This is a genomic window from Klebsiella sp. GB_Kp056 (assembly GCF_040064755.1).
GTDB classification, from domain to species: domain Bacteria; phylum Pseudomonadota; class Gammaproteobacteria; order Enterobacterales; family Enterobacteriaceae; genus Klebsiella; species Klebsiella quasipneumoniae.
Genome location: NZ_JBEAJA010000036.1, coordinates 150,301 through 174,133 on the forward strand (window position 1 = coordinate 150,301; position 23,833 = coordinate 174,133).

Genomic DNA, 23,833 nt, shown 5'->3' on the forward strand with positions numbered 1-23,833 from the left:
TTAAACATTTTTATAACGGATCTCAAAACAGAACTTAAAATTTAAACAATATTTAAATTTTTGAGCTTCGGTGGTAACGTGAGGGGTGAGAATCGTATCACCTGCGCTAAATAAAAACAGCGAGTAAAGTAAGGCTCAAATCCGATGAATAAAAAGATGGCCGTACCACGCTCACAGGCGGTTGGTCCCAACAGCACTCGGACCAACACCCGCCATGAGCAAGAGACGGATGTATTGTTGATTGGCGGCGGCATTATGAGCGCCACACTGGGAACCTGGCTGCAGGAGCTTGAGCCAGACTGGTCTATTACCATGGTTGAGCAGATGTCCAGCGTGGCGGAAGAGAGCTCAAACGGGTGGAACAATGCGGGGACCGGCCACGCGGCGCTGATGGAGCTGAACTACACGCCGCAGACCGCCAACGGCATCAATATCGACAAAGCGGTCGACATCAACGAAGCCTTCCACATCTCGCGTCAGTTCTGGGCGCATCAGGTGACGCGCGGCGTCCTGAACAAACCAAAATCATTCATTAACAGCGTGCCGCACATGAGCTTTGTGTGGGGCGAAGATAACGTCAACTTCCTGCGCGCGCGCTATGCGGCGCTGCAGCAGAGCGAACTGTTCCGCGGCATTCGTTACTCTGAAGACCATCAGCAGATCAAAGCCTGGGCGCCGCTGGTGATGGAAGGTCGCGACCCGCTGCAAAAAGTGGCCGCCACCCGTACGGAAGTGGGAACCGACGTCAACTATGGCGAAATCACCCGCCAGCTGATCGCCAGCCTGCAAAAGCATGATAATTTCTCCCTCCAGCTGGGTACCGTGGTACGTCGCTTCAAGCGCAACGCCGACAAGAGCTGGACGGTCACCCTGGCGGATGCCGACAACCGTCGTCAGAAGCGGGTTATTAAAGCCAAATTTATCTTTATCGGCGCCGGCGGCGCGGCGCTGACCCTGCTGCAGGAAACCGGCATTCCGCAGGCCAAAGAGTATGCGGGCTTCCCGGTCGGCGGCCAGTTCCTGGTCTGCGAAAATCCGGAGGTGGTAAACCACCATCTGGCGAAGGTATACGGCCAGGCCGAAGTGGGCGCGCCGCCGATGTCGGTGCCGCACATCGATACCCGTATTATCGACGGTAAACGCGTGGTGCTGTTCGGGCCGTTCGCGACCTTCTCGACCCGCTTCCTGAAGAACGGTTCGCTGTGGGATCTGCTGGCCTCGACCAATACCTCGAATATCCTGCCGATGCTCAACGTCGGCCTGGACAACTTCGATCTGGTGAAATATCTGATTAGCCAGGTGATGCAGAAAGACAAAGATCGTCTGGCCGCGCTGTGCGAATACTATCCGGAAGCGCGGAAAGAGGACTGGCGGTTGTGGCAGGCCGGTCAGCGTGTGCAGATCATCAAGCGCGATGCGAAGAAGGGCGGGGTACTCCGCCTGGGCACCGAAGTGGTCAGCGATGACGAAGGCACCGTCGCGGCGCTGCTCGGCGCATCGCCAGGCGCCTCCACCGCGGCGCCTATCATGCTGCAGCTGATGGAAAAAGTGTTTAAGGACAAAGTTAATTCGCCGGAATGGCAGGCCAGGCTGAAGGCGATCATCCCGACCTACGGTATTCGACTTGATGGCAACCCGGCGGAGATTGAGAAAGCGCTGGCGTGGACCAGTGAAGTGCTGGAGCTGAAATATGAGCCAGCCGCCGCGATGGATGAAGCCCCGCAGGCGGAGCTGAAGCCGCTGAGCGGCGGCAAGCCGATAGCGGATATCGCGCTCTGACAAAAACGGCAGCCTGCGGGCTGCCGTTTTTTTATTGCCGTTTTAATGGCGCGCCTTAGCGGACCTCGGCGTTACCGATAGTCTCCTCCGCGCGCCAGATGCGATATTTCACATCGACATTGGTCGGCGTGTAGACGACGATCGGCAGCTTGCTGTTGTAGCGCAGCATGGCGTCATCGCCGAGGCCGGCAGTCACAAATTTCTTCGTTTTCTTGCCGTCCGGGCAGGCCATCATGGTGGATACCGGGCCGCTCAGCTTATCAAAAACATAGTAGTCATAACCCCAGCCTTCCAGGGTTTTGCTTTCCAGCTCCCCGCCAAGACGATGGTGGTTGCAGTCAACTTCCAGCGTCTGGCCGATCATCAGCTCAACCTTCAGCGCCGATTCATCTTGCTGCTGCGGCAGCTGAATAACCTGACGCTTCATGCCTTTTTCCGCTTTCGGGAACGGCGCGACTTTTTCCAGCGGCTGGTCTGCGGCCAGGGCGCCGGCAGACATGCAGGCGGCGGTCAGCAGAGAAACGGCTAGCGTAGTGATTTTTTTCACGGTTGATCATCCTTTATTTTCGTTCCTGACAGAGATAGCCTATCATCACTTAGCTAAATGTTAAGATTTATTTACCAATTTTTGCAAAATGAATAGTGTTATCTACTGGTAAGACGTCGGCCGCGCAGAGCGCAACAGGGGCGCAGGCAGGCCGCCAGAGGCCTGCCGGTGAAATTATTCATTACGGCTATTTTTCGCTTCCTCAATAAATTCTTCATCGATTTCATCAGTGTTGCCAGCGTGTTCCCGCCCCGACAGCAAATTCCAGCAGGCGATAAACAAGGCGGCGATCAGCGGGCCGATAACAAAGCCGTTAATACCGTAGATCTCCATGCCGCCGAGGGTGGCGATGAGGATCAGATAGTCCGGCATCCTGGTATCCTTGCCCACCAGCAGCGGACGCAGAATGTTGTCCACCAGGCCAATCACAATGACAAAGAAGCCGACGATAAAGGTGCCCTGCCACAGCTGGCCGGTGGCAAAAAGGTAAATCGCCGCCGGCACCCAGATAATGGCCGAGCCTACCGCCGGGATAAGCGACAGGAACGCCATCAGCGCGCCCCAGAGAATGCTGCCGTCCAGACCGGCGATCCAGAAGGCAAAGCCGCCCAGCGCCCCCTGCGCCAGCGCCACGGCAACGGTGCCTTTTACCGTGGCGCGAGCCACCGCGGCGAACTTAGCGAACAGGTGCTGCTTCACGTAGCTGGATAACGGCAGAGATTCGAGGATCAACAGCACCAGGTGAGGGCCATCCTTCAGCAGGAAGAACAGCAGGTAGAGCATAATGCCGAAGCTGACGGTGAAGCCAAAGGTGCCTTTACCAATCAGAAACGCGCTGCCGGCCAGATACTGGCCGCCTTTCAGGGCGACATCGGAGAGCTGCTGCTGGATCTGCTGCGCGCTATCCAGGTTATGTTCGGCGAGGAAGCTTCTGGCCCAGCCGGGGAGGTGGGCGATCAGGCTGGCGACCACCGTCGGGAACTGGGTATCGTTATGCTGCAGTTTGCTGTACACCACGTTCAGCTCGTAGGCCAGTGACGACAGGATAATCGCCAGCGGCGTGAACACGATAAGGCAGATAATGACGATGGTCATCAGCGCCGCAAGGCCGTTACGTTCGCCGAGGCGGGTGCGCATCTTGTTTTTGACCGGATTGAAAATCACCGCGAGGATGGCGGCCCAGAGGATGGCGGAATAATAGGGTGAGAGAACATCAAAAAAGGCCAGGGTTACAATGAAGACGATAAGGATGAAAAATCCTTTGGTAAGTCCATTAACTCTCATGTCATCCGCTCCTGCTTATGAGTCATACGGTCGAATAATAGATGCTACGACGTAATTTACCATCAGGATAGTCGTACTCTATACGCTGTGGCGCGGAAAGGGCACAAATTCAACGAGCTGAGGGGAACAGGCGTAAAAGAGGGGCATAAAAAAACCAGCCTTAAAAGGCTGGTTTCTCAGGGATTTTTGGTCGGCACGAGAGGATTTGAACCTCCGACCCCCGACACCCCATGACGGTGCGCTACCAGGCTGCGCTACGTGCCGACGCGTGGGGAACAATATTACCCGTTCCCCAGGCGAATGCAAGCGGGTCGCGCGCGATTGATTCATAATTAATCAATCAGTTAGCGATAAAGCGTTTTTCGTCGGTCAGGACCTGCAGCAACAGGCTGAGCTGCGGTTTCTGATCTTTGATTTTCTCACCGTCGCGGCTCCAGGTGGTATAGGTGCCGTTATGGTTGAGGACCACGGTGATAGCCGGGGTGGTAATGGCCAGCGTATCGCCGTTGGCCGCGGTGACCCAGTTCCGACGCCGCGCGGCGCTGAACAGATCTTCCCCCTGCGAATACTCATTGGCCGGCGTCGACACGTGAAGCAGGCGCTGCATCAGCGTGGTCATCACATCTTTGTTATCGGTCAGGGTGGCAATTTCCTGGGCCGGCGTGCCCGGCCAGTGAATAACCAGCGGCACCTGCAGCTGCTCGCGCGACCAGTCGAACGGGTCGTGTTTGACGTTAAGCGGCTTGCCGTGGCCGCCGGTGATAATGACCACCGTATTATCGAGCTTGCCGGCTTCGCGCAGCGCGGTCAGCACCCGATCGATCTGGGCATCAACGTCGCCTGCCGCCTTGCTATAACGGCGGACAAAGCCCTGCTGCTGCGTATCGTCGAGGGTGGTGCCATTGAGCGAGACCCACGAGAACCAGCGATTCTCATCCTGCGCGTAACGGTCCAGCCAGCCGATCCACTGATTGGCGGTCTGCTCGTCGCTCTGGGTCTTCGCGCTCGGCAGCGAGAAGTCGGAGAGCAGCGCCTGGCGATACAGCGGGCTGCTAAACCCATCGGAAGAGAACAGGCCCAGCTGGTAGCCCTGCTGGTTGAGAGCGGTGATCAGCGCCGCGGGAATACGCGCCGAGAGGACACCGTCCATATAGCCTGGCGAAATGCCGTAGAACAGGCCAAACAGGCCGCTGTCGGCGGTATTGCCCGAGCTCATATGCTGGGTAAAGTTCACGTTTTCTTTGGCAAACGCCGCCAGCGCCGGCATCGTTTTTTCAAACCGCGAGTAGTTCAGGTTGTCGACGGTGATCAGTAGCACGTTATAGCCCGCGCCGAGGTCGCGGTAGCGCAGGTTACTGAGCGGATACTGGACCGATACCGCCTCCGGCGCCCCTTGCTCCACCAGGCGACGCTGATAATCCTGGGCGTCGAGCAGGCCATGTTTCTCAAGGAAACGTCGGGCGGTCATCGGATAAGAAAGCGGTAGATTCGCTCGCTGCATGGTGATCGGGCGATAAAAATTGGCATCCGCCCAGATATAGACCAGGTGGCTGCTGATGAACGACAAAAAGAAGAACCAGGCGACCGGGCGGGCATAATGGCGGCGACGCGTCAGGCTGCGCAGCTTTTGCCAGCTCCAGGTGGCGAAGAGCATTTCAATCAAAAAGATGACCGGGACGCTGATAAACATCAGCTGCCAGTCGCGCGCCATCTCATTCTGGTCAGGGTTGATGACCAGCTCCCAGACCACCGGGTTTAAATGAAGATGAAAGCGGGTAAAGACCTCGCTGTCTATCAGCAGCAGCGTCATCCCGGCGGTGGCAAGGATCACCGACAGGAAGCGCATCAGGCGCTGCGAGACCACGATAAAGGTCAACGGAAAGAGGATCAGCACATAGCTGGTAAACACCAGGAAGCTGAAGTGCCCGACGAGACTGACGTACGAAAAGAGTCGTCCGGCAAGCGTCGTCGGCCAGTCGGCGACAAAAAGGTAGCGGCTGCCGAGCACCATGGCCAACAACATGTTGAACAGGGCGAACCAGTGCCCCCAGCTAACCATCTGGGAGACTTTTTCTCGGTAGGGCTGACGTAGAGTCACCATATACTGTTGCTGTTATCCTTAATGCGCTGGATCGTCGTTAATCGAAGATTGCAAAGCCTGCGCGAAAGAACGGGCGATGGCCTGACGCTGCGCCGGCGCGACGCTACTGTTGATCAGGTTGGTCACCATATTGCCTAACACCATCAGTGAAAGGTCAACCGGGGCTTTGTGTGATTCCAGGACGTTCGTCAGCTCGCTGAGCAACTGTTCGACCTGTTGATCGCTATAGCGGGAAATTTGCGGCATAAACTCAAAATCTGTTTGTTCGTGAAAGGGCAACATATTACCGTAGCAGCAGCTTTTTTTCCGCATTTTTTCGCCGCGGCGCAAAAGCGCACCGATCGTCAGTCATGACGTCGAAATGTGTGGCGCCAGTTGCGTCGGCAACCCGGCGGTGGTTGAATACCGCCCGGTCTAAAAGGAGAGTTTAACATGAGTCTGGATATCGACCAGATTGCCCTGCATCAGTTAATCAAACGTGATGAACAAAATCTGGAGCTGGTGCTGCGCGAGTCACTGCTGGAGCCGAACGCGACGGTCGTCGAGATGATGGCTGAACTGCACCGGGTTTATAGCGCCAAAAGCAAAGCCTATGGCTTGTTCAATGAAGAGAGCGAACTGGCGCAGGCGCTGCGCCTGCAGCGTCAGGGGGAAGAGGAGTTTCTGGCGTTCAGCCGCGCGGCGACCGGCCGCCTGCGCGATGAGCTGGCGAAGTACCCGTTCGCCGAAGGGGGCATTGTTCTCTTCTGTCAGTATCGTTACCTGGCGGTCGAGTATCTGCTGGTGGCGGTGCTCAATAACCTCAGCAGCATGCGCGTCAACGAAGAGCTGGATATCCGCTCGACCCATTATCTGGATATTAACCATGCCGATATCGTCGCGCGCATCGATCTGACCGAGTGGGAAACCAATCCGGAGTCGACCCGCTACCTGACCTTCCTGAAAGGGCGGGTGGGGCGCAAAGTGGCCGATTTCTTCATGGATTTCCTCGGCGCCAGCGAAGGTCTCAACGCCAAAGCGCAGAACCGCGGCCTGCTGCAGGCGGTGGATGACTTTGCCGCCGACGCGCAGCTTGATAAATCCGAGCGACAGAATGTGCGTCAGCAGGTCTATGCTTACTGCAATGAACAGCTGCAGGCGGGGGAAGAGATTGAGCTGGAGTCGCTGTCCAAAGAGCTTGCCGGCGTCAGCGAAAAGAGCTTCCAGGAATTCACCGCCGAGCAGGGCTACGAGCTGGAAGAGAGCTTCCCGGCGGATCGCAGCACCTTACGTCAGCTGACCAAGTTTGCCGGCAGCGGCGGCGGTTTGACCATTAACTTCGACGCGATGCTGCTGGGCGAACGCGTATTCTGGGATCCGGCCACCGATACCCTGACCATTAAGGGCACCCCGCCGAACCTGCGCGACCAGCTGCAGCGCCGGACGTCCGGCGGCAACTAAGCGCCACGCCCCGTCAGCGCGACCGCTGAACGGGGACGATCTCCACGCCGCTCTGCACCAGCCGCTGGCGCAGCGCGGCGTCGGGTTCCCCATCGACGATAAGCGTACTGGCGAGGTTCAGCTCGCCGATGGCAAAGGCCGACGCGGCGTTGAGCTTTTCCCGGGAGGCCATCACCACGGTTTCCGCGGCCCTGGCCGCCAGCGCGCGCTTGATGCCTGCCTCTTCATAATCACCGGTGGTAAAACCCGCTCGCGGGTGGACGCCGGTCACCCCCATAAAGAACACATCGGCGTTGATCCGCGCCATTGCTTCCAGCGTTTCGGGGCCGACGGCGACAACCGAATGCTTAAACACTTTGCCGCCGAGCAGGATCACCTCGATTCGCGGGTGATCGACCAGCGCCACGGCGATGCCGGGGCTGTGAGTGACCACCGTGCAGCTGAGGTCGGCGGGTAATAAGCCGATCATCGCCGCGGTGGTGGTGCCGCCATCGACAATCACCACCTGTCCAGGCTGGATCAGGCCGGCGGCAGCGCGCGCCACCGCCTGTTTGGAGGCGATTTGCACGCTTTTGCGTGTTTCAATAGGGGCGATGGCGGCAGAGACCGGCAGCGCCCCGCCGTGGACCCGCTGCAGTTTTCCTTCCGCCGCCAGCTCGCGCAGATCGCGGCGAATGGAGTCCTCAGAGACGTTAAACCGTTGGCTCAGCTCCCCGGACATTACCTGTTTTTCCTCCGCAAGGATCTGCAGGATTTGCTGTTTTCGTTGACTGGCGAGCATGATTTTTCCTTCACGAGTGATCTTGTTTGTGCACGATTATGCATGTTATGGTGCCTGCTGTCATCTGAAAGGGGATATAACATGCAAACTCACGCACCGCACGTCCGACACGTTCGCGAGACGCTGCTCTCTGATAACTGGTACACGCTGAAAAAATATACCTTCGAACTGCAGCGCCGGGACGGACGCTGGCAGGAGCAGAGCCGCGAGGCCTACGATCGCGGCAACGGCGCGGTCATTTTACTCTACAACCGGGAAAAGCGGACGGTGGTCCTGACCCGTCAGTTCCGTTTTCCGGTGTTTACTCACGGTCACGACGGATATCTCATTGAAGCGGCGGCCGGGCTGTTGGATAACGCCTCGCCGGAGGCGCGGATCGTTGCCGAAGCGGAAGAGGAGACCGGCTTTCGGGTGACACGCATCGAGCCCCTCTTCACCGTCTTTATGAGCCCCGGATCTGTCACCGAAAAACTCTACTTTTTTATCGCCGAATATCAGGCCGATGACCGGCAGGGAGACGGCGGCGGGCTGGCGGCGGAAGGTGAGGACATTGAAGTGCTGGAGTGGCCGCTGGCGCGGGCGCTGCAGGCCATTCGCGATGGCGAGATCATGGATGCCAAAACCATTATCCTTCTGCAGCACCTGGCGCTGAATGCCGACACGCTCCTCGCCGGCTGAGCGGCAAGGAGGAAGGAGGGTTAACGCAGCTCGCGGGCAATGGCGCTGTACATCAGCGCCGCTTCCAGCGGCTGGGCGTTAAAGGAGGGTTCCGCCTGCGGCCAGGTCGACCACTGGACGATCACCAGGTGTTCCGCGCGGTTCACCATGATCACCTGGCCGTAGATCCCCAGCGCCCACAGCGAGTCTTTCAGCCCTTCCTGCGGCGTCGGCTGGACGTTTTGCGCATTCGCCGGTATGGCGTTATTCCACCACTGATAGCCGTAGATACCTTGCGGATGCGCCGCCGAGACCGAGTTTAGCGCAGTGGTCCAGCTTGCGGCCTGATCGAACCAGCCCGCCGGCACCAGCTGTTTGCCGTTGCTTAACCGACCATCGCGGGCGACGAATTCGCCGAAGCGGCCCCAGTCTTCAAGGGTGGCGTTAAAACCGTGGGCGCCGACATCGTGCTTCCCTTGCTGATAAGCATGCCATACGCCGTCGTGGGCCATCCCGGCGGGCCGCCACAGCGACTGCTCAAGCCAGGCGGCCAGCGACATGCCGGTGGCGCGCTCCAGGATATCGCCCAGCAGCCAGGCGCCGCCGGAAGAGTAGGACCACTGCTCGCCCGCCGGATGTTTGCGCGCCAGGCCGGTGACGATCTTGCGCACGCAGGCATAGGCCCCGGGCTGCGCCTCGCACTGGGTCAGGCGGGCGAAGTGCGACTGCGGGTCGGTGTAGTCTTCATTCCATTCCACACCGCTGGTGTGCTGCATCAACTGCTTCAGCGTCACGCCGTCCCAGGCGGTGCCTTTCAGTTCGGGTTCATAAACGGTAATCAGATCATCGAGGGAGTGGATCTTACCCTGCTGAATGGCGATGCCCACCAGCGTTGAGACCACCGATTTTCCCACCGAGCGTGAGGTCCACAGGGTGGTATCGGTGTTGCCGTCGCCAAGATATTTCCAGGCGACTTTGCCGTCTTTCAGCACCAGCATACCGCTGACGTTCTCGCGCTTCAGGTAATCCTGCAGGGTCCAGGTGTGGCCGTTGAGGGTATAGCGGGCATCGGTCAATTGTTTTTCAGCGCGTTCCAGCGGCGCCGAGGCGCCGTGGCGGAAAACATCGCCGGCATAGTTGCGATAGTCATTTCGAAAGCCAATCACGCGTGAAGTCTGATCCCAGCTGAGCATATCTTTGGCGGCGGGTAGCGTTTGGTCGTAAGGCGTTGGGCAGACATCCAGCGTCAGGTCGCCGCAGCGTTGTGCCATTGCCGCGGCCGGCAGCGCGGCCAGGATTAACGCCAGGGCCAGTGGTTTTCTTATCATCTTCCTTTCCTCGTTTGCCATAGATTCGCATCGCAGTATATAAATCGGCGCGCGGCGGCTAAAATCAGCAAAGGGGGGATTTTCCCCCGAAAGGGAGAGAAGGATGAAAACCCTGCAGTATTCTTTCGCGCAGATTGAAGCATTCGCCACCATCGCCGAGACCGGCAGCCTGTCGCGGGCGGCCATTCGGTTAGGTAAAGACCGAACCACGCTGCGCGATCTGCTGGACTATCTGGAAGATGCGCTGGGCTATCGGCTGTTCAGCCGGGAAGGGCGTACCCTGACCTTAACCGCCGAAGGGGAGCAGCTTTTTCGTCAGGCGCATCTGCTGTTGCGCCAGGCGCAGGCTTTCGAGTCTTTTGCGCAAACGCTGCCGCAAACCGCCGGGCAGGCGCTGCGTCTGGTGTACGATCCCTTTATCCCACGTGATTTTCTCTGCGCGCTGGCCGATACGCTGGCCCGGCGGCAGATCCGGTTAAGCTGCTGGAGCGCCTCGCGGCGCGAAGCCGAGCAGGCGCTGAGCGATGGCGTGGCGGATATGGCGATGTGCCAGGCCAACAACCGCACGCTGGGCAGCGAAATGGAGTGGCGGGCGCTCGGCACGGTGGATCTGCGTTTCTACGCGGCGGACCGCCTGTTCCGGGATGCGGCGCGGCCGCTGACGCTGCTCAATCTGTCGTTGACGCCGCAGCTGGTGATGCACCGGCGCAGCGACGATCAGATTGCCCGCCGGCTGCAGATCTCCGGCCATACGCTGTATATGAACGAAATTACCCTGCTGCGCCATGCGATGGAGCAGGGGAGGGGCTGGGGGTTTTTACCGGACCATTTGCGGCCAGGCGAGTGGCGGGGAGTCGGTGAAATCGCGACGGAGGTCGGCAGTCAGGGGCTGAACGTCACCATGGTGATGCTCTGGCTGCCCGGAATGAATAAGCACCGGCTGCTGAGCGACATCGTGGACGAGGCGCCGGCGCTTTGGCGGCGCGGATAACAAAACGCCCCGGAGCCGAAGACCCCGGGGCGCTTGCCATACAACTTGCTATCGGCGATTACGCGCGAACGAAGTCGATGTGAGTCAGTTTCGGCTTGAACGCGTGGCGCTGAACAGCCTGAACTTTGACTTTTTCTTCTTTGCCATCAACAACGACGGTCAGAACTTCGCCGTAAAACTCAGCTTTGCCCTGCATGTTCCATACTTTGTCGTGGTCCAGTTCGATAGCAACCGGAGCAGCTTCGCCACCGTAGATGATTGCCGGGAACTTGTTAGCTGCGCGCAGGCGGCGGCTCGCACCCTTACCCTGCTCTTTACGTACTTCTGCGTTGATAGTAAACATTGATGTCTCTCTATATATAAAGCCTGCTACAGGCGACCCAGCAACAGGCGGATTATCTGCTTTGCGAATGCAAAAGCGGGCGGCATTATAGCCGCCAAACGACACCCGGGCAATCAAAACCTCAGCTTTCGGGTGATTAACGCAGCTCGTTGGCGCGGCGAAAACGCCCCTGATAATCGAACACTTTTTCCCGCACCTGCCAGTACTGGCCTTTCATGCGGGCGACGACAAAGTCCGGATGGCGCAGCAGCGCCTGCTGGGCCACGATATCCGCCGGCGTTATCCAGCGCAGCGGCACTCCCGGCGTGCGGGTATGCGGGCGGATAAACAACTGCTCAAAGGCGGTACGCTGGGCGGGCGTTTGCAGACGGAAGCGCTCACTGACGTCGGCGCCGTCCTCATCGTAGTAGGTGATTTTCAGCCACGGGCCTTTCTCGTCGCTACCGTGCTGCAGGGCCATGCCGCTGCAGCGCAGCACCAGCGCGTCCTTCAGCTTCAGCGCCGCCTTCAGCATGTCGTCCGGGTCAACCAGAATGGTGTCGCACTCCCGGCAGCGACGGGCGGCGATATCGTTTTCCGCGTTGCACTGCGGGCAGTTTTTGAAGCGAAAGCGGAAGTCGCACTGTTCGCGGTGGCCGTCGTCATCTTCGAACCACCCCTGGCAGCGGCGGCCAAAATGCTCAATCAAGGTGCCGTCGGCGGTGGTTTTTCCCCAGAAGGTGTTGGCGAAGCCGCAGGCCGGGCAGAAGACCTGCACCGGCACGTTGTCGCTTTTGCCCTTCGGCGTCCCCACTTCCGGGGCGTACAGGTCGTGCGGGTTGCCGGCGTAGTCGAGGATCAGGCAGTCGGTTTTTTCCGGCGCCAGGCGCAGGCCGCGGCCAACGATCTGTTGGTAAAGACTCACCGACTCGGTGGGGCGGAGGATGGCGATCAAGTCGACGTGCGGGGCGTCGAAGCCGGTGGTCAGCACCGCGACGTTCACCAGATAGCGATACGCCTGCGCTTTAAACGCCTCGATGATGCGATCTCGCTCCGGACCCGGGGTTTCCCCGGTGATCAGCGCCGCCTGGCCTGCCGGCAGCAGGCCGGTCACTTCCCGGGCGTGCTCCACGGTGGCGGCGAAGATCATCACCCCTTTGCGGCTTGCGGCGAACTCCACGATCTGGCTGACGATATGCGGTGTAATGCGCTGCTGTTTTTTCAGTTCGTGATTAAGATCGGCCTCGCTGAACAGGCCGTTGCTTTGCGCCTGCAGGCGGCTGAAATCGTACTGTACCACCGGCATATCGAGGCGTTCCGGCGGCGTCAGGTAGCCGTGCTTAATCATATAGCGCAGCGGCAGCTCATAGATGCAGTCGCGGAACAGCGCTTTTTCATCGCCACGCACCATCCCGTGGTAGTGGAACTGATAGATCCACCCCTTGCCGAGGCGGAACGGGGTCGCCGTCAGGCCGAGCAGCCGGAGCTGCGGGTTGACCTGCCGCAGGTGGCTGATGATCTGCTGATACTGGCTGTCGTCATCATCGCTGATGCGGTGGCATTCATCGACGATCAGCAGCGAAAACTCGCTGCGAAATTGCGCCAGATTGCGCGCCACCGACTGCACGCTGCCGAACACCACTTTGCCGTGGCTCTCTTTACGCTGCAGTCCGGCGGCAAAGATATCCGCCTCGAGGCCAAGGGCGCAGTATTTAGCATGATTCTGCGCCACCAGCTCTTTGACGTGGGCCAGCACCAGCACGCGGCCGCGGGCCAGTCGGGCAAGCTCGGCGATCACCAGGCTTTTGCCCGCGCCGGTGGGCAGGACAATCGCCGCCGGCTCGGTATGGCGACGAAACCAGGCGAGGGTGGCATCGACGGCTTCTTGTTGGTAGGGACGTAATGTAAAAGTCATGAATTCACGGGGCTAATTAACTCGCGAATAGTATGCCATGAATCTTTTCCCTTGAGTGGTGTTAAGAGCCCGTTATACTAGCCAGTGAATTTCTTCTTTTTCGGGCGATTTGCCCGCTCCAGCACTTTGACAGGCTAAAAAAATCTCATGCGACTTGATAAGTTTATCGCTCAGCAGCTTGGCGTCAGCCGGGCTATTGCCGGGCGTGAAATCCGCGGCAGCCGCGTTACCGTGGACGGCGACATTGTAAAAGATGCTTCCTTTAAGCTTCAGCCGGAGCACGAGGTGGAGTATGACGGGAACACGCTGACCCAGCAGAACGGCCCGCGCTATTTTATGCTCAACAAGCCGCAGGGGTACGTCTGTTCCACCGACGATCCCGATCATCCGACTATCCTCTATTTCCTCGACGAGCCGGTGGCGCATAAGCTGCATGCCGCCGGTCGGCTGGATATCGACACCACCGGACTGGTGCTGATGACCGATGACGGCCAATGGTCGCACCGCATTACCTCGCCGCGACACCACTGTGAAAAAACCTATCTGGTGGCGCTGGAAAGCCCGCTGGCGGAAGGGACCGCGGAGCTGTTTGCCAAAGGCGTCCAGCTGCATAACGAAAAAGATCTCACCAAACCGGCGGTGCTGGAAGTTATCACTCCGACCGAAGTGCGCCTCACCATTAGCGAAGGCCGCTACCATCAGGTGAAACGCATGTTCGCCGCCGTGGGCAACCACGTGGTTGGCCTGCACCGGGAACGCATCGGCGACATCCTGCTGGATGAATCTCTGGCGCCGGGTGAATATCGTCCGCTGACGGAAGCGGAAATCGCCAGCGTGGGCGCCCCGCAGCCACGGAGCAAAACGTGACGCTGAAGCAAAATTCGTCTCTGGGGATTGTCTTTATCCTTGGCCTGCTGGCCATGCTGATGCCGCTGTCGATCGATATGTATCTTCCGGCCCTGCCGGTGATCGCTGCCCAGTACCACGTGCCGGACGGCAGCGCGCAGATGACCCTCAGCACCTATATCCTCGGCTTTGCGCTGGGGCAGCTGCTGTACGGTCCGATGGCCGACAGCCTCGGCCGCAAGCCGGTGATCCTCGGCGGAACGCTGGTCTTCGCCGCGGCGGCGGTGGCCTGCGCCCTGTCGCAGACCATCGAGATGCTGATCGCCATGCGCTTCTTCCACGGTCTGGCGGCCGCGGCAGCCAGCGTGGTGATCAACGCCCTGATGCGCGATATCTATCCGAAAGATGAGTTTTCGCGGATGATGTCGTTTGTCATGCTGGTGACGACCATTGCGCCGCTGGTAGCGCCGATGGTCGGCGGGGCGGTGCTGGTCTGGTTCAGCTGGCATGCCATCTTCTGGATCCTCGCCCTGGCGGCCCTGCTGGCGTCGCTGATGATCGGCCTGTTTATCCGCGAAACGCTGCCGGCTGAAAGGCGTCAGCCGTTCCACCTGCGCACCACGATGGGTAACTTTGCCACCCTGTTCCGCCATAAGCGGGTCCTGAGCTATATGCTGGCGAGCGGCTTCAGCTTCGCGGGCATGTTCTCTTTCCTTAGCGCCGGGCCTTTCGTCTATATCAATATTAACCACGTCGCGCCTCAGCACTTTGGCTACTATTTTGCGCTGAACATTGTCTTTCTGTTCCTGATGACCATGTTCAACAGCCGGTTTGTGCGGCGGGTAGGGGCGTTGCGCATGTTCCGCGCCGGGCTGTGGATCCAGTTTGCCATGGCGGTGTGGATGGTGGTTTGCGCCCTGCTCGACGTCGGCTTCTGGTCGCTGGTCATCGGCGTGGCGGCCTTCGTTGGCTGCGTATCGATGGTGTCGTCGAACGCTATGGCGGTGATCCTCGATGAGTTTCCGCATATGGCGGGCACCGCTTCGTCGCTGGCGGGGACTTTCCGCTTTGGTATCGGGGCGATTATCGGCGCGCTGCTGTCGATGGCCACCTTTACCACCGCCTGGCCGATGCTGATCTCCATCGCCTTCTGCGCCACCAGCTCTATTTTCTTCTCCCTTTACGCTTCCCGCCGGCGAAAAATCGCACGCTAGGTCACATTTTCAGGGGCGAAATCGCCCCTTTCTTGATGCACGTCAACCGCAATGGGCTTCAGGGTTCTGCGATTTGTTTCCTTTATGTAAAATCAATTAGTGTAAAAAGTCGCATTGTTGCGATAAAAAAGTTGTTTTGGATCACAGAAACGGGTACATATAGCGCCAATCGGCTTGCCGGGTTAAAAAATAACACGCTGGAATATAAGCGCTTAACCTTGGGCCGCCGCGGCTGTAAACGTTTTCTGCGTCTGAGCAGGACTATTTGTCAACAGTGTGTTAATATTGATGTAAATTTATTGTGAAGCCTTTTGCTTCCGGGGAAACCACGTGAATACACAACAACTCTCTATCGTACACCGTCTGCCGCAGAGCTATCGCTGGCTGGCCGGTTTTGCGGGTTCCAGAGTTGAACCGATTCCGCAAAACGGCGCGCAGAACGAAAACAGTCTCGTCGCCCTGAAGTTGCTGAGTCCGGACGGTGAAAAAGCCTGGCCGGTGATGCATAAGCTCAGCCAGGCGTTAAGCGACATCGAAGTCGACTGTTCCGTTCTGGAGTGCGAAGGCGAGCCCTGCCTGTTCGTTAATCTGCAGGATGAGTTTGCCGCCACCTGTCGTCTGAAAAACTTTGGCGTGGCGATCGCCGAGCCCTTCTCCGGCAATAACCCTTTCTGACCGTCAGCTTAGCGCCAGCAGCTGGCGGGTATACTCATGCCGGGGCGCGCTGAAGACGGACTGGCACTCGCCCTGTTCGACCACCACTCCCTGCCGCAGCACCATCACCTGGTGACACAGCGCGCGCACCACGCCTAAATCATGGCTGATAAAAATATAGGCCAGCTGATGCTTCACCTGTAACGCTTTCAGCAGATTCAGGATCTGCGCCTGAACGGTTTTATCCAGCGAGGAAGTCGGCTCGTCGAGGACGATCAGCTGCGGCTTGACGATTAACGCTCTGGCGATGGCGATACGCTGGCGCTGGCCGCCGGAGAAAGCCGCCGGGTAGCGCTGGCGGCTGGCCGGGTCGAGGCCGACCTCCTGCATGGCAAGGATCACCGCCTGTTCGCGTTCAGCCGCCGTCAGCGTCGGCTGGTGGACGCGCAGGCCCTCCTCAATGATCTGCTGCGCCGTCAGGCGCGGATTGAGCGACGAGTTCGGATCCTGAAAAACCACCTGCATCTGTCGGCGCAGCGGCAGCAGCTGTCGGCGACCGCGTCCCTGAATCGGCTGGCCGGCAAAGGTTATCTTGCCCTCGGAGGGGATCAGGCGCAGCAGCGCCAGACCGGTCGTGCTTTTGCCGGAACCCGATTCTCCCACCAGACCCAGCGTCTCGCCGGCCCGTAGCTGGAAATGGAGATCATTGACCACCCGATGGTGATCGACCACCCGACGCAGGATCCCCCGACGAATGGGGAACGCCACCTGTAACTCCTCCGCCTGCAGCAGCACCGGGGCATCGGCGGCCAGCGGCACCGGCTCGCCGTCCGGTTCGCTATCCAGCAGGCGTTGGGTGTAAGGATGGGCCGGCGCGCTAAACAGCGCCCGACAGTGATTGTGCTCCACGCAGCGGCCGTTCTGCATCACCGCCACCCGGTCAGCCAGCTGGCGGACGATGCTCAGGTTATGGGTGATAAACAGCATCCCCATGTTCAGCTCCCGCTTTAGCTCGCGCAGCAGCTGCAGAATTTGCGCCTGCACTGACACATCGAGGGCGGTGGTCGGCTCGTCGGCAATCAACAGCTCCGGGCGCGTCAGCAGCGCCATGGCGATCATCACCCGCTGGCGCTCGCCGCCCGAGAGCTGGTGCGGATAGTCCGCCAGCCGCCGCGGCGCCTGACGGATCCCGACGCGCTCCAGGCAGTCGAGGATCTCTCCGCGTGCCGCCTCTTTGCGCATTCCCCGGTGTAACGACAGCACCTCGTAGAGCTGTTTTTCCAGGGTATGCAGGGGATTGAGCGACACCATCGGCTCCTGAAAGATCATCGCGATCCGGTTGCCGCGCACGCCGCGCAGGGTCGCCTCATCCGCATGCAGCAGCGACTGGCCATGAAAACGGATATCGCCGCTGGGGTAGCTGGCCGGCGGGGTAGGGAGCAGCCGCAGCACCGACAGGGCGGAGATGCTCTTACCGGAGCCGGATTCCCCCACCAGGGCCAGCGTTTCGCCGGCCGCCACCTCGAGCGACAGATTATGCACGACGGTCTGCGTCTCCCCCTGCTGGCGAAAGGCGATAGAGAGATTGTCGATAGCTAACAGCGGGTGGGTCATATTACACCGCCTTACTAGGGTCAAAGGCGTCGCGCACCGCTTCACCGATGAAAATCAGCAGCGTCAGCAGCACGGCGACAGAGAGAAACGCGGCAATGCCCAGCCAGGGCGCCTGCAGGTTGTTTTTGCCCTGCAGGAGCAGCTCGCCGAGGGAGGGTGAGCCGAGCGGCAGGCCGAAGCCGAGAAAATCCAGCGACGTCAGGGTGGTAATAGAGCTGCAGAGAATAAAAGGCAGGAAGGTGAGGGTCGCCACCATCGCGTTGGGCAGCATATGCCGCAGGATGATCTGCCGGTCGCTGACCCCTAACGCCTGCGCCGCCCGGATGTAGTCGTAGTTGCGGGTGCGGAGAAATTCAGCGCGCACCACGCCCACCAGCGTCATCCAGCCAAACAGGACGGTGATCGCCAGCAGCCACCAGAAGCCCGGCTGCACGACGCTGGAGAGCAGGATGATCAGAAACAGCGTCGGCATACCGGACCAGACTTCGATAAAACGCTGCCCCCAGAGGTCGATTTTACCGCCGTAATAACCTTGTATCGCACCGGCCAGCACCCCCAGCACGCTGGAGAACAGCGTCAGCAGCAGACCAAACAGTACCGAGATGCGCGTCCCATAAAGGATCCGCGCCAGCACATCGCCGCCGTTGGCGTCGGTGCCGAGCCAGTTGCTGGCCGAGGGCGGCGATGGAAAAGGAACCGTGCTGGCAAAATTGATCGTCGTCGCGCCGAAGCGCACCGGCGGCCAAAGCGCCCAGCCGTGGCTGGCCAGCTGCTGCTGCAGCCAGGGATCCTGATAGTCGGCGGCGGTGGCGAATGCGCCGCCGAAGGTCTGCTCGGTATAGTTTTTTAACACCGGGACGTACAGCTGGCCCCGGTACTGCACCAGCAGCGGCCGATCGTTGGCCAGCAGCTCAGCCCCCAGGCTGCAGAGGAAGAGGATTAAAAACAGCCACAGCGACCAGTAACCGCGACGGTTGTGGCGAAAGCGCGCCCAGCGGGCCTGATTAACGGGACTGAAGAACGACATTAGCGGCCCTCAAAATCAATACGCGGGTCGACCAGCGTATAGCTGATATCGCTGACGATATTCAGCAGCAGGCCGATCAGGGTGAAAATATAGAGCGTGCCGAACATCACCGGATAGTCGCGGGAGACCGTCGCTTCATAGCCCAGCAGCCCCAGACCATTCAGGGAGAACATCACTTCGATCAGCAGCGAGCCGGTAAAGAACATACTGATAAAGGTGGCCGGGAAACCGGCGATCACCAGCAGCATGGCGTTGCGGAACACGTGTCCCCAAAGGATCTGTTTCTCACCGACGCCTTTGGCGCGGGCAGTGACCACATACTGTTTGCGGATCTCGTCAAGGAAGCTGTTTTTAGTCAGCATGGTCAGGGCGGCAAAGCCGCCGATCACCGTCGCCAGCACCGGCAGGGCGATGTGCCACAGATAGTCGAGGATCTTTTCATACCACGGGAGGGTGTCGAAGTTTGGCGAGACCAGACCACGCAGCGGGAAGAGGTCGAAATAGCTGCCGCCGGCGAAAATCACGATCAGCAGGATGGCGAACAGAAAGGCGGGGATCGCATAGCCAATGATAATCAGCGTACTGCTCCAGATGTCAAAGCGGCTGCCGTTGCTGACGGCTTTGCGGATGCCCAGCGGAATGGAGACCAGATAGATGATCAGCGTGCTCCACAGCCCGAGGCTCACCGAGACCGGCAGGCTGTCTTTAATCAGCTGCAGCACGGAGGCGCTGCGAAACAGGCTGTCGCCAAAATCAAAGCGCAGATAATCGCCCAGCATCTTCAGGTAGCGCTCGTGCAGCGGTTTGTCGAAGCCGTAGCGGTGGGTGATCTCGGCGATGACTTCCGGATCGAGGCCGCGCCCCCCGCGATAGTGACCCTCGCTGATATTGCCGGCGCCGGTGCGGGCATGGCTGGCGCCCATCCCGCCGTCGCCGGTGCCTGGAATTCCACCGTGCTGACCAAATTCGATGGCGGCGATGGCCTGGTCGACCGGGCCGCCGGGAGCGATCTGTACAATAAAAAAGTTAATGGTAATGATGGCCCACAGGGTGGGGATCACTAACAGCAAACGGCGGATCAGGTAGCTGCCCATGGTATGTCCTTAGCGTCTGTCCGCGGGGAGGGTGGCCGCTTTGTTCGCGTCATACCACCAGGTATCAAGGCCGGACGAATAAATGGGGCGGGTTTTGGGGAACGAGAATTTATTCCACCACGCGGTGCGGTCCTGCGCCATATACCACATCGGCAACATGTAGTGGTTCCAGGTGAGGACGCGGTCCAGCGCCCGGCCAAGCGGGATCAGCTTCTGCTTATTACCCTGCCACTGCAGGATCTGCGCAATCAGTTTATCCACCACCGGACTTTGCACCCCCGGCGCGTTGTAGCTGGAGTGAATATAGTCCGACGCCCAGGAGATTTGCAGGTCAGTGCCCGGCCAGGGCATGGCGCGCCACAGGCTCGGCATCATGTCGTAATCGCGGCTGCGGCGGCGGTTGCTGTACTGCGAGTTATCCACCTGACGAATATCCATGACGATCCCCAGGCGCTGCAGGTTGTGCTGAAACGGCAGCACCCAGCGGTCATTGCTTCCGGCCGGCATCAGCAGTTCAAAGCGCAGCGGCTTGCCGGTGGCGGCGTTAACCCGGCGCTGGTTCTTCACCGTCCAGCCCGCCGCGTTAAGCAGGGCGTCGGCTTGGAGTAAGTTGGCGCGGTCGAAGCCATCGCCGCGGGAGACCGGCGGCTGGTAAACCTGGCTAAAGAGCTCGGGGGGCAGTTCATTTTTCATCGGCGTCAGCAGGGCCAGCTCGGCCGCGTCGGGCAGGCTGCGGGCGGCATATTCGGTGTTCTGGAAATAGCTGTTGGCGCGCTGATACGCGCTGTAAAACAGCGCCTTGTTCATCCATTCAAAATCAAACGCCAGGGTAATGGCCTCCCGCACCCGGCGATCGGCGAATACCGGGCGCTGAATATTGAACGCCAGCCACTGGGTATCCTGCGCCGAGGTGTTGGCATACTCCTCTTTAATGATGTAGCCGCGGCTGAAGTTGCGGCCGACGTAGCGGGTGGCCCAGTTTTTGGCGACCGTCTCTTCCCGGCGGTCGACGGCCCCGGCTTTAAAGGCTTCGAAAGCGACGTTGTCGTCAAGATAATAGTCATAGCGCAGCGTATCGAAGTTCCAGCGACCGCGGTTGACCGGCAGGTCGGCCGCCCAGTAGTCGGCGACCCGGGAATAGGTAATATACTGTCCCATCCGCCAGGCGCTGATGCGGTAGGGCCCGCTGGCCAGCGGCGGCTTTGACAGCGGGTCGCTGAGTTTGTGATGACGCCAGAACGCCTCGGGCATCACCGGCAGGCTCAGCAGGCTCAGCATGTTCTCTTTACCGGGCTGGCCGAGGTCGATACGCACGGTCAACGGCGCGATGGCCTTCACGGTGGTGCCTTTATAAAAGAGGCGGAACTGCGGCACCCCTTCGGTCATAAACTTATTGAAGGTAAAAGCGACATCGCGGGCGGTGATTGGCGTGCCGTCGTGAAAACGGGCGCGCGGGTTGAGGGCGATCTCCATCCATGAATAGTCCCCGGCGTAGCGCGCCCGTTCGGCAATCAGCGGATAGTAGCTGCCGGGCTCATCATCCGAGGTGGTGAACAGGGGATCGTAGAGCGCCTCAGTGCGTACCGCGGGATTGCCGCGCAGCGCGTAGCGGTTGAAGTTGTCAAAGGTGCCAATCGCCGCCAGGGTGAGGGTGCCGCCTTTCGGCGCCTGTGGATTAACATAATCAAAATGGCTGAAACCGGCGGCGTATTTCGGTTCGCCGATAATCGCGAAGGCGACGCTTTCCTGAATGGATTGCGCTTTAGCGCTCAGGCTAAACAGAGCAAGCAGAAGCAGAAAAAGTCGCGCATACATAGGCGGCAGAATACCCTGTCATAGCCGGCCCCCGTGACCGACTTCTGTTCCCGCATCATAAGTGAGACTTAGCGCGTTGTGAAATAATTCGCGGGTTCATCGTGCGCGGCCACCAGCGCCGCCAGCGACAGCGGCCGGCTGATCCAGTACCCCTGCAGGAAATGCACTCCCTGAGCGCGGAGCCACTCCGCCTGCTCCTGGGTCTCCACCCCTTCGGCAACGGTCATCAATTTCAGCCGACGGCTGAGGGTCAGCACCGCATCCAGCACTGGCGAGGTGACGGTTTCGGTGCCGATCGCCTGCACAAAGCCGCGATCGATCTTCAGATAATCGAAGTTATAGCGTTCGAGATAGATCAACGCGCTATGCCCGGTGCCAAAATCATCGATCGCGATTTCAAAACCGTGCTGGTGCAGCCAGGCGAAGTTAGCGACCGATTTTTCTTTGTCAATCATCGCCCGCTCTGTGACCTCCAGCACCACGTGAAAATGGCCGGCGGGCAGCGCGGCGGCGAAGCGCAGCATATCGTCGCGGAAGCTGTCGGCCTGCAGATGGGCGGGGGAAATATTGAGCCCCAGCTTGACGCCGTGCGGCAGAATACGCTTCAGCGCCGGCGCGTCGCGGGCGATCAGCGCCAGCAGGTGATCGGTCAGCGGCACGATCATCTGCTGGGTTTCCGCGAGGTTAATAAAGACGTCAGGCGGAATTTCGCCCACCACCGGATGGCGCCAGCGCATCAGGACCTCCACGCCGCTGATACGCAGAGTCTGGGCATTCACCACCGGCTGATAGACGACGTAGAACTGGTTGTTTTTGATCCCCAGCAGAATGGATTTTCGCGGATCGGATTTGATCGACAGCACGTAATAGCAGAGCAGCCCCGCCAGCAGGCCGCACACCACCCCGAGCAGCAGAGCAAACTGCGTATTTTCCGCCAGCCAGCTGTTGGCATACAGGTAGACCTTGAGGGGGAAACCGTCGATCTGCACTTCGCGGATCGGCACGTTATGCAGCGTTTGCGGATCCACCAGCCGGTTACTGAAGGTGGAGATAGCGGTGTGGCCGATGACCAGCGCAATACCGCTGAAATCATTCTGCCGTGCGGAATAGAGGATATACGGCGTGAGATTGGCGTTAATCGACACGAAAATGCCGCTGTTTTCATCACCGGGTTTGCCTACCCATAGCGCCAGCGCCGCGCTCTTCGGCATCATCGGCGTGCCTGGCAAAATCGCCATATCAAGGGGTTTGCGGATATCAATGGCCGGGATCAGCTGGGTGAGGGGGGTATTCATGGCGCCGGTTGCCGAGGAGCAAAAGGCCACGCCGTTTTTGACCAGCAGGAAAGCGCGGACGTTAGGGCTGAACGCGGCGTGGGAGGTGAGCCCGGAGTCAATATTCTCGCAGGGCTGCTCCACCAGCGGCTGCAGGCCGTCAATGGTCTGGCGCAGGTCGTGAAAATAGCTTTTCAGATAGGTATTAACATTGTTGATAATGGCGTCGAAACGCTCGGCCCGGTTATGGTAAATCACCATAAACTGAATGCTGCCAGCCAGTAGCGCGACGATAATGCCCACGCACAGGCTGGTTAGCCAGGTTTTACGCTGGGGCGAAAAGTAGCGAGTCAGCATAGCTATAGTCTTTCCGTGTTATTGATGCGCAGCAACGGGTTGTCAGTCGTCGTTTTTCTCATTCCCACTTAAAAGACATAGCTTATTTTGCGTCGTTCAGAATCAGGTGGCAAAAAAAAACACTGCCGGGGCAGTGTTTTTTATCCCGCTTCCAGCCAAGGGATAACCGGCGGCGGTAGAGGACAGTTTACGAGCGGCTCAGGACTCGACGCGCTTCGTTGTAGCGCTTTTTCCAGTATGGCTCATCCATGCTGGAGATGGTCACTCCGCTGCTGGTAGAGGCGTGAACAAACTGGTTGTTGCCGAGGTAGATCCCGACATGGCGGCCGGTAGAGCCGGCGCGGAACAGAACCAGATCGCCAGTACGCAGCTGGGTACGGGAAATCGATTTTCCGGTTTCCTGCTGTTCAGAAGTTGAACGCGGCAGTTCCAGACCAAATTGTTCGCGGAAGGTGCGCTGCACAAACGCCGAGCAGTCGATACCTTTGCGAGTGCTGCCGCCGAGGCGGTAACGCACGCCTTTCCAGCTGGCATACTGATCCATTAAACGGGACTTCACGTCCAGGTTACGGACCATCGTTTCAAATTCATCCTGAGAGGCTTGCAGTGATGATAAATCGCCACTACCCACAGCATGCGTCTCAGAATGCATATTCCTGGCGGTACTTGTTGAACTACACGCGGAAAGCAGAACCGCTACTGCAATCGCGGGGGCTACCCGCAAGATGTATCTCAAAATCGGCTGAGATTTGACCATGCTGTTTATTTTCCCTTGTTGTCCTTAACGACAATG

The 23,833-nt window shown here is 59.2% G+C and carries 21 protein-coding genes and 1 tRNA gene; 7 read left to right on the forward strand and 15 right to left on the reverse strand.

Annotation, left to right across the window (positions count from 1 at the left end; genetic code table 11):
- The first annotated feature begins 144 nt into the window (after positions 1-144).
- Positions 145-1,779: a malate dehydrogenase (quinone) gene (mqo, locus tag ABLV52_RS04325; protein WP_032453547.1), complete on the forward strand. Its 1,635-nt coding sequence runs from the start codon at positions 145-147 to the stop codon at positions 1,777-1,779.
- A 55-nt stretch (positions 1,780-1,834) separates the two neighbouring features.
- On the opposite strand, the gene eco is transcribed toward mqo, so the two are convergent.
- The 5 genes from eco to ABLV52_RS04350 form a co-directional block, all read right to left on the reverse strand.
- Positions 1,835-2,326, reverse strand: coding sequence for a serine protease inhibitor ecotin (gene eco / locus ABLV52_RS04330; protein WP_023290474.1), 492 nt, complete (start codon positions 2,324-2,326; stop codon positions 1,835-1,837).
- A 174-nt stretch (positions 2,327-2,500) separates the two neighbouring features.
- Entirely contained in the window at positions 2,501-3,610 is a 1,110-nt protein-coding gene (locus ABLV52_RS04335) for an AI-2E family transporter (RefSeq protein WP_348890052.1), read from the reverse strand.
- Between the two features lie 187 nt (positions 3,611-3,797).
- Positions 3,798-3,874 (reverse strand) — tRNA-Pro (locus tag ABLV52_RS04340).
- 76 nt (positions 3,875-3,950) lie between these two features.
- Positions 3,951-5,711, reverse strand: coding sequence for an LPS biosynthesis-modulating metalloenzyme YejM (gene yejM, locus ABLV52_RS04345; protein ID WP_049013176.1), 1,761 nt, complete (start codon positions 5,709-5,711; stop codon positions 3,951-3,953).
- 18 nt (positions 5,712-5,729) lie between these two features.
- Positions 5,730-5,957 (reverse strand): YejL family protein, encoded by a 228-nt coding sequence (locus tag ABLV52_RS04350; RefSeq protein WP_004195346.1) that lies wholly within the window; start codon positions 5,955-5,957, stop codon positions 5,730-5,732.
- Positions 5,958-6,143: 186 nt separating this feature from the next.
- On the opposite strand from ABLV52_RS04350, the gene yejK reads away from it, so the two are divergent.
- Entirely contained in the window at positions 6,144-7,151 is a 1,008-nt protein-coding gene (gene yejK, locus ABLV52_RS04355; protein WP_004144267.1) for a nucleoid-associated protein YejK, read from the forward strand.
- Positions 7,152-7,164: 13 nt separating this feature from the next.
- On the opposite strand, the gene ABLV52_RS04360 is transcribed toward yejK, so the two are convergent.
- Positions 7,165-7,932, reverse strand: a complete 768-nt coding sequence (locus tag ABLV52_RS04360; RefSeq protein ID WP_049013174.1) for a DeoR/GlpR family DNA-binding transcription regulator — start codon at positions 7,930-7,932, stop codon at positions 7,165-7,167.
- Positions 7,933-8,013: 81 nt separating this feature from the next.
- Between ABLV52_RS04360 and ABLV52_RS04365 the strand changes: the two genes are divergently transcribed.
- The gene (locus ABLV52_RS04365; protein WP_032453543.1) at positions 8,014-8,610 is read left to right on the forward strand and encodes an NUDIX domain-containing protein; all 597 of its coding nucleotides are present in this window, start codon (positions 8,014-8,016) and stop codon (positions 8,608-8,610) included.
- 20 nt (positions 8,611-8,630) lie between these two features.
- Here ABLV52_RS04365 and ABLV52_RS04370 read toward each other — a convergent pair whose 3' ends face one another.
- On the reverse strand, positions 8,631-9,917 hold the full coding sequence (locus tag ABLV52_RS04370) for a serine hydrolase (protein WP_049013173.1): 1,287 nt from the start codon (positions 9,915-9,917) through the stop codon (positions 8,631-8,633).
- A 103-nt stretch (positions 9,918-10,020) separates the two neighbouring features.
- On the opposite strand from ABLV52_RS04370, the gene ABLV52_RS04375 reads away from it, so the two are divergent.
- Positions 10,021-10,908, forward strand: coding sequence for a LysR family transcriptional regulator (locus ABLV52_RS04375; protein ID WP_050533202.1), 888 nt, complete (start codon positions 10,021-10,023; stop codon positions 10,906-10,908).
- Positions 10,909-10,966: 58 nt separating this feature from the next.
- Here the strand turns inward: ABLV52_RS04375 and rplY are convergent, their stop codons facing one another.
- Together rplY and ABLV52_RS04385 are read right to left on the reverse strand one after the other, a co-directional pair.
- The gene (gene rplY, locus ABLV52_RS04380) at positions 10,967-11,251 is read right to left on the reverse strand and encodes a 50S ribosomal protein L25 (RefSeq protein ID WP_044524232.1); all 285 of its coding nucleotides are present in this window, start codon (positions 11,249-11,251) and stop codon (positions 10,967-10,969) included.
- A 136-nt stretch (positions 11,252-11,387) separates the two neighbouring features.
- Positions 11,388-13,145, reverse strand: a complete 1,758-nt coding sequence (locus tag ABLV52_RS04385) for a DEAD/DEAH box helicase (RefSeq protein WP_348890054.1) — start codon at positions 13,143-13,145, stop codon at positions 11,388-11,390.
- A 147-nt stretch (positions 13,146-13,292) separates the two neighbouring features.
- On the opposite strand from ABLV52_RS04385, the gene rsuA reads away from it, so the two are divergent.
- From rsuA to ABLV52_RS04400, 3 genes are all read left to right on the forward strand, one after another.
- A complete protein-coding gene (gene rsuA, locus ABLV52_RS04390) occupies positions 13,293-14,012 on the forward strand; it encodes a 16S rRNA pseudouridine(516) synthase RsuA (RefSeq protein ID WP_023290466.1) in 720 nt (239 codons plus the stop codon).
- Positions 14,009-15,205 (forward strand): Bcr/CflA family multidrug efflux MFS transporter, encoded by a 1,197-nt coding sequence (locus tag ABLV52_RS04395; protein ID WP_023290465.1) that lies wholly within the window; start codon positions 14,009-14,011, stop codon positions 15,203-15,205. Before rsuA ends, ABLV52_RS04395 begins: the two co-directional genes overlap by 4 nt.
- 330 nt (positions 15,206-15,535) lie before the next feature.
- Entirely contained in the window at positions 15,536-15,880 is a 345-nt protein-coding gene (locus tag ABLV52_RS04400) for a YejG family protein (protein WP_002912974.1), read from the forward strand.
- A gap of 3 nt (positions 15,881-15,883) precedes the next feature.
- Here the strand turns inward: ABLV52_RS04400 and yejF are convergent, their stop codons facing one another.
- The 6 genes from yejF to mepS all read right to left on the reverse strand — a co-directional run bounded on the left by yejF (position 15,884) and on the right by mepS (position 23,797).
- Complete coding sequence (yejF, locus tag ABLV52_RS04405; protein WP_348890055.1) at positions 15,884-17,473, reverse strand: microcin C ABC transporter ATP-binding protein YejF; 1,590 nt, start codon at positions 17,471-17,473, stop codon at positions 15,884-15,886.
- A gap of 1 nt (position 17,474) precedes the next feature.
- Positions 17,475-18,500: a microcin C ABC transporter permease gene (locus tag ABLV52_RS04410; protein WP_023290463.1), complete on the reverse strand. Its 1,026-nt coding sequence runs from the start codon at positions 18,498-18,500 to the stop codon at positions 17,475-17,477.
- Entirely contained in the window at positions 18,500-19,594 is a 1,095-nt protein-coding gene (locus ABLV52_RS04415; protein ID WP_348890056.1) for a microcin C ABC transporter permease YejB, read from the reverse strand. The genes ABLV52_RS04410 and ABLV52_RS04415 overlap by 1 nt, the downstream gene beginning before the upstream one ends.
- 9 nt (positions 19,595-19,603) lie before the next feature.
- Positions 19,604-21,409: an extracellular solute-binding protein gene (locus ABLV52_RS04420; RefSeq protein WP_348890058.1), complete on the reverse strand. Its 1,806-nt coding sequence runs from the start codon at positions 21,407-21,409 to the stop codon at positions 19,604-19,606.
- A 68-nt stretch (positions 21,410-21,477) separates the two neighbouring features.
- Positions 21,478-23,040: a cyclic di-GMP phosphodiesterase gene (locus ABLV52_RS04425; protein ID WP_023290460.1), complete on the reverse strand. Its 1,563-nt coding sequence runs from the start codon at positions 23,038-23,040 to the stop codon at positions 21,478-21,480.
- A gap of 187 nt (positions 23,041-23,227) precedes the next feature.
- Positions 23,228-23,797, reverse strand: coding sequence for a bifunctional murein DD-endopeptidase/murein LD-carboxypeptidase (mepS, locus tag ABLV52_RS04430; protein WP_004201653.1), 570 nt, complete (start codon positions 23,795-23,797; stop codon positions 23,228-23,230).
- Positions 23,798-23,833 lie beyond the last annotated feature (36 nt).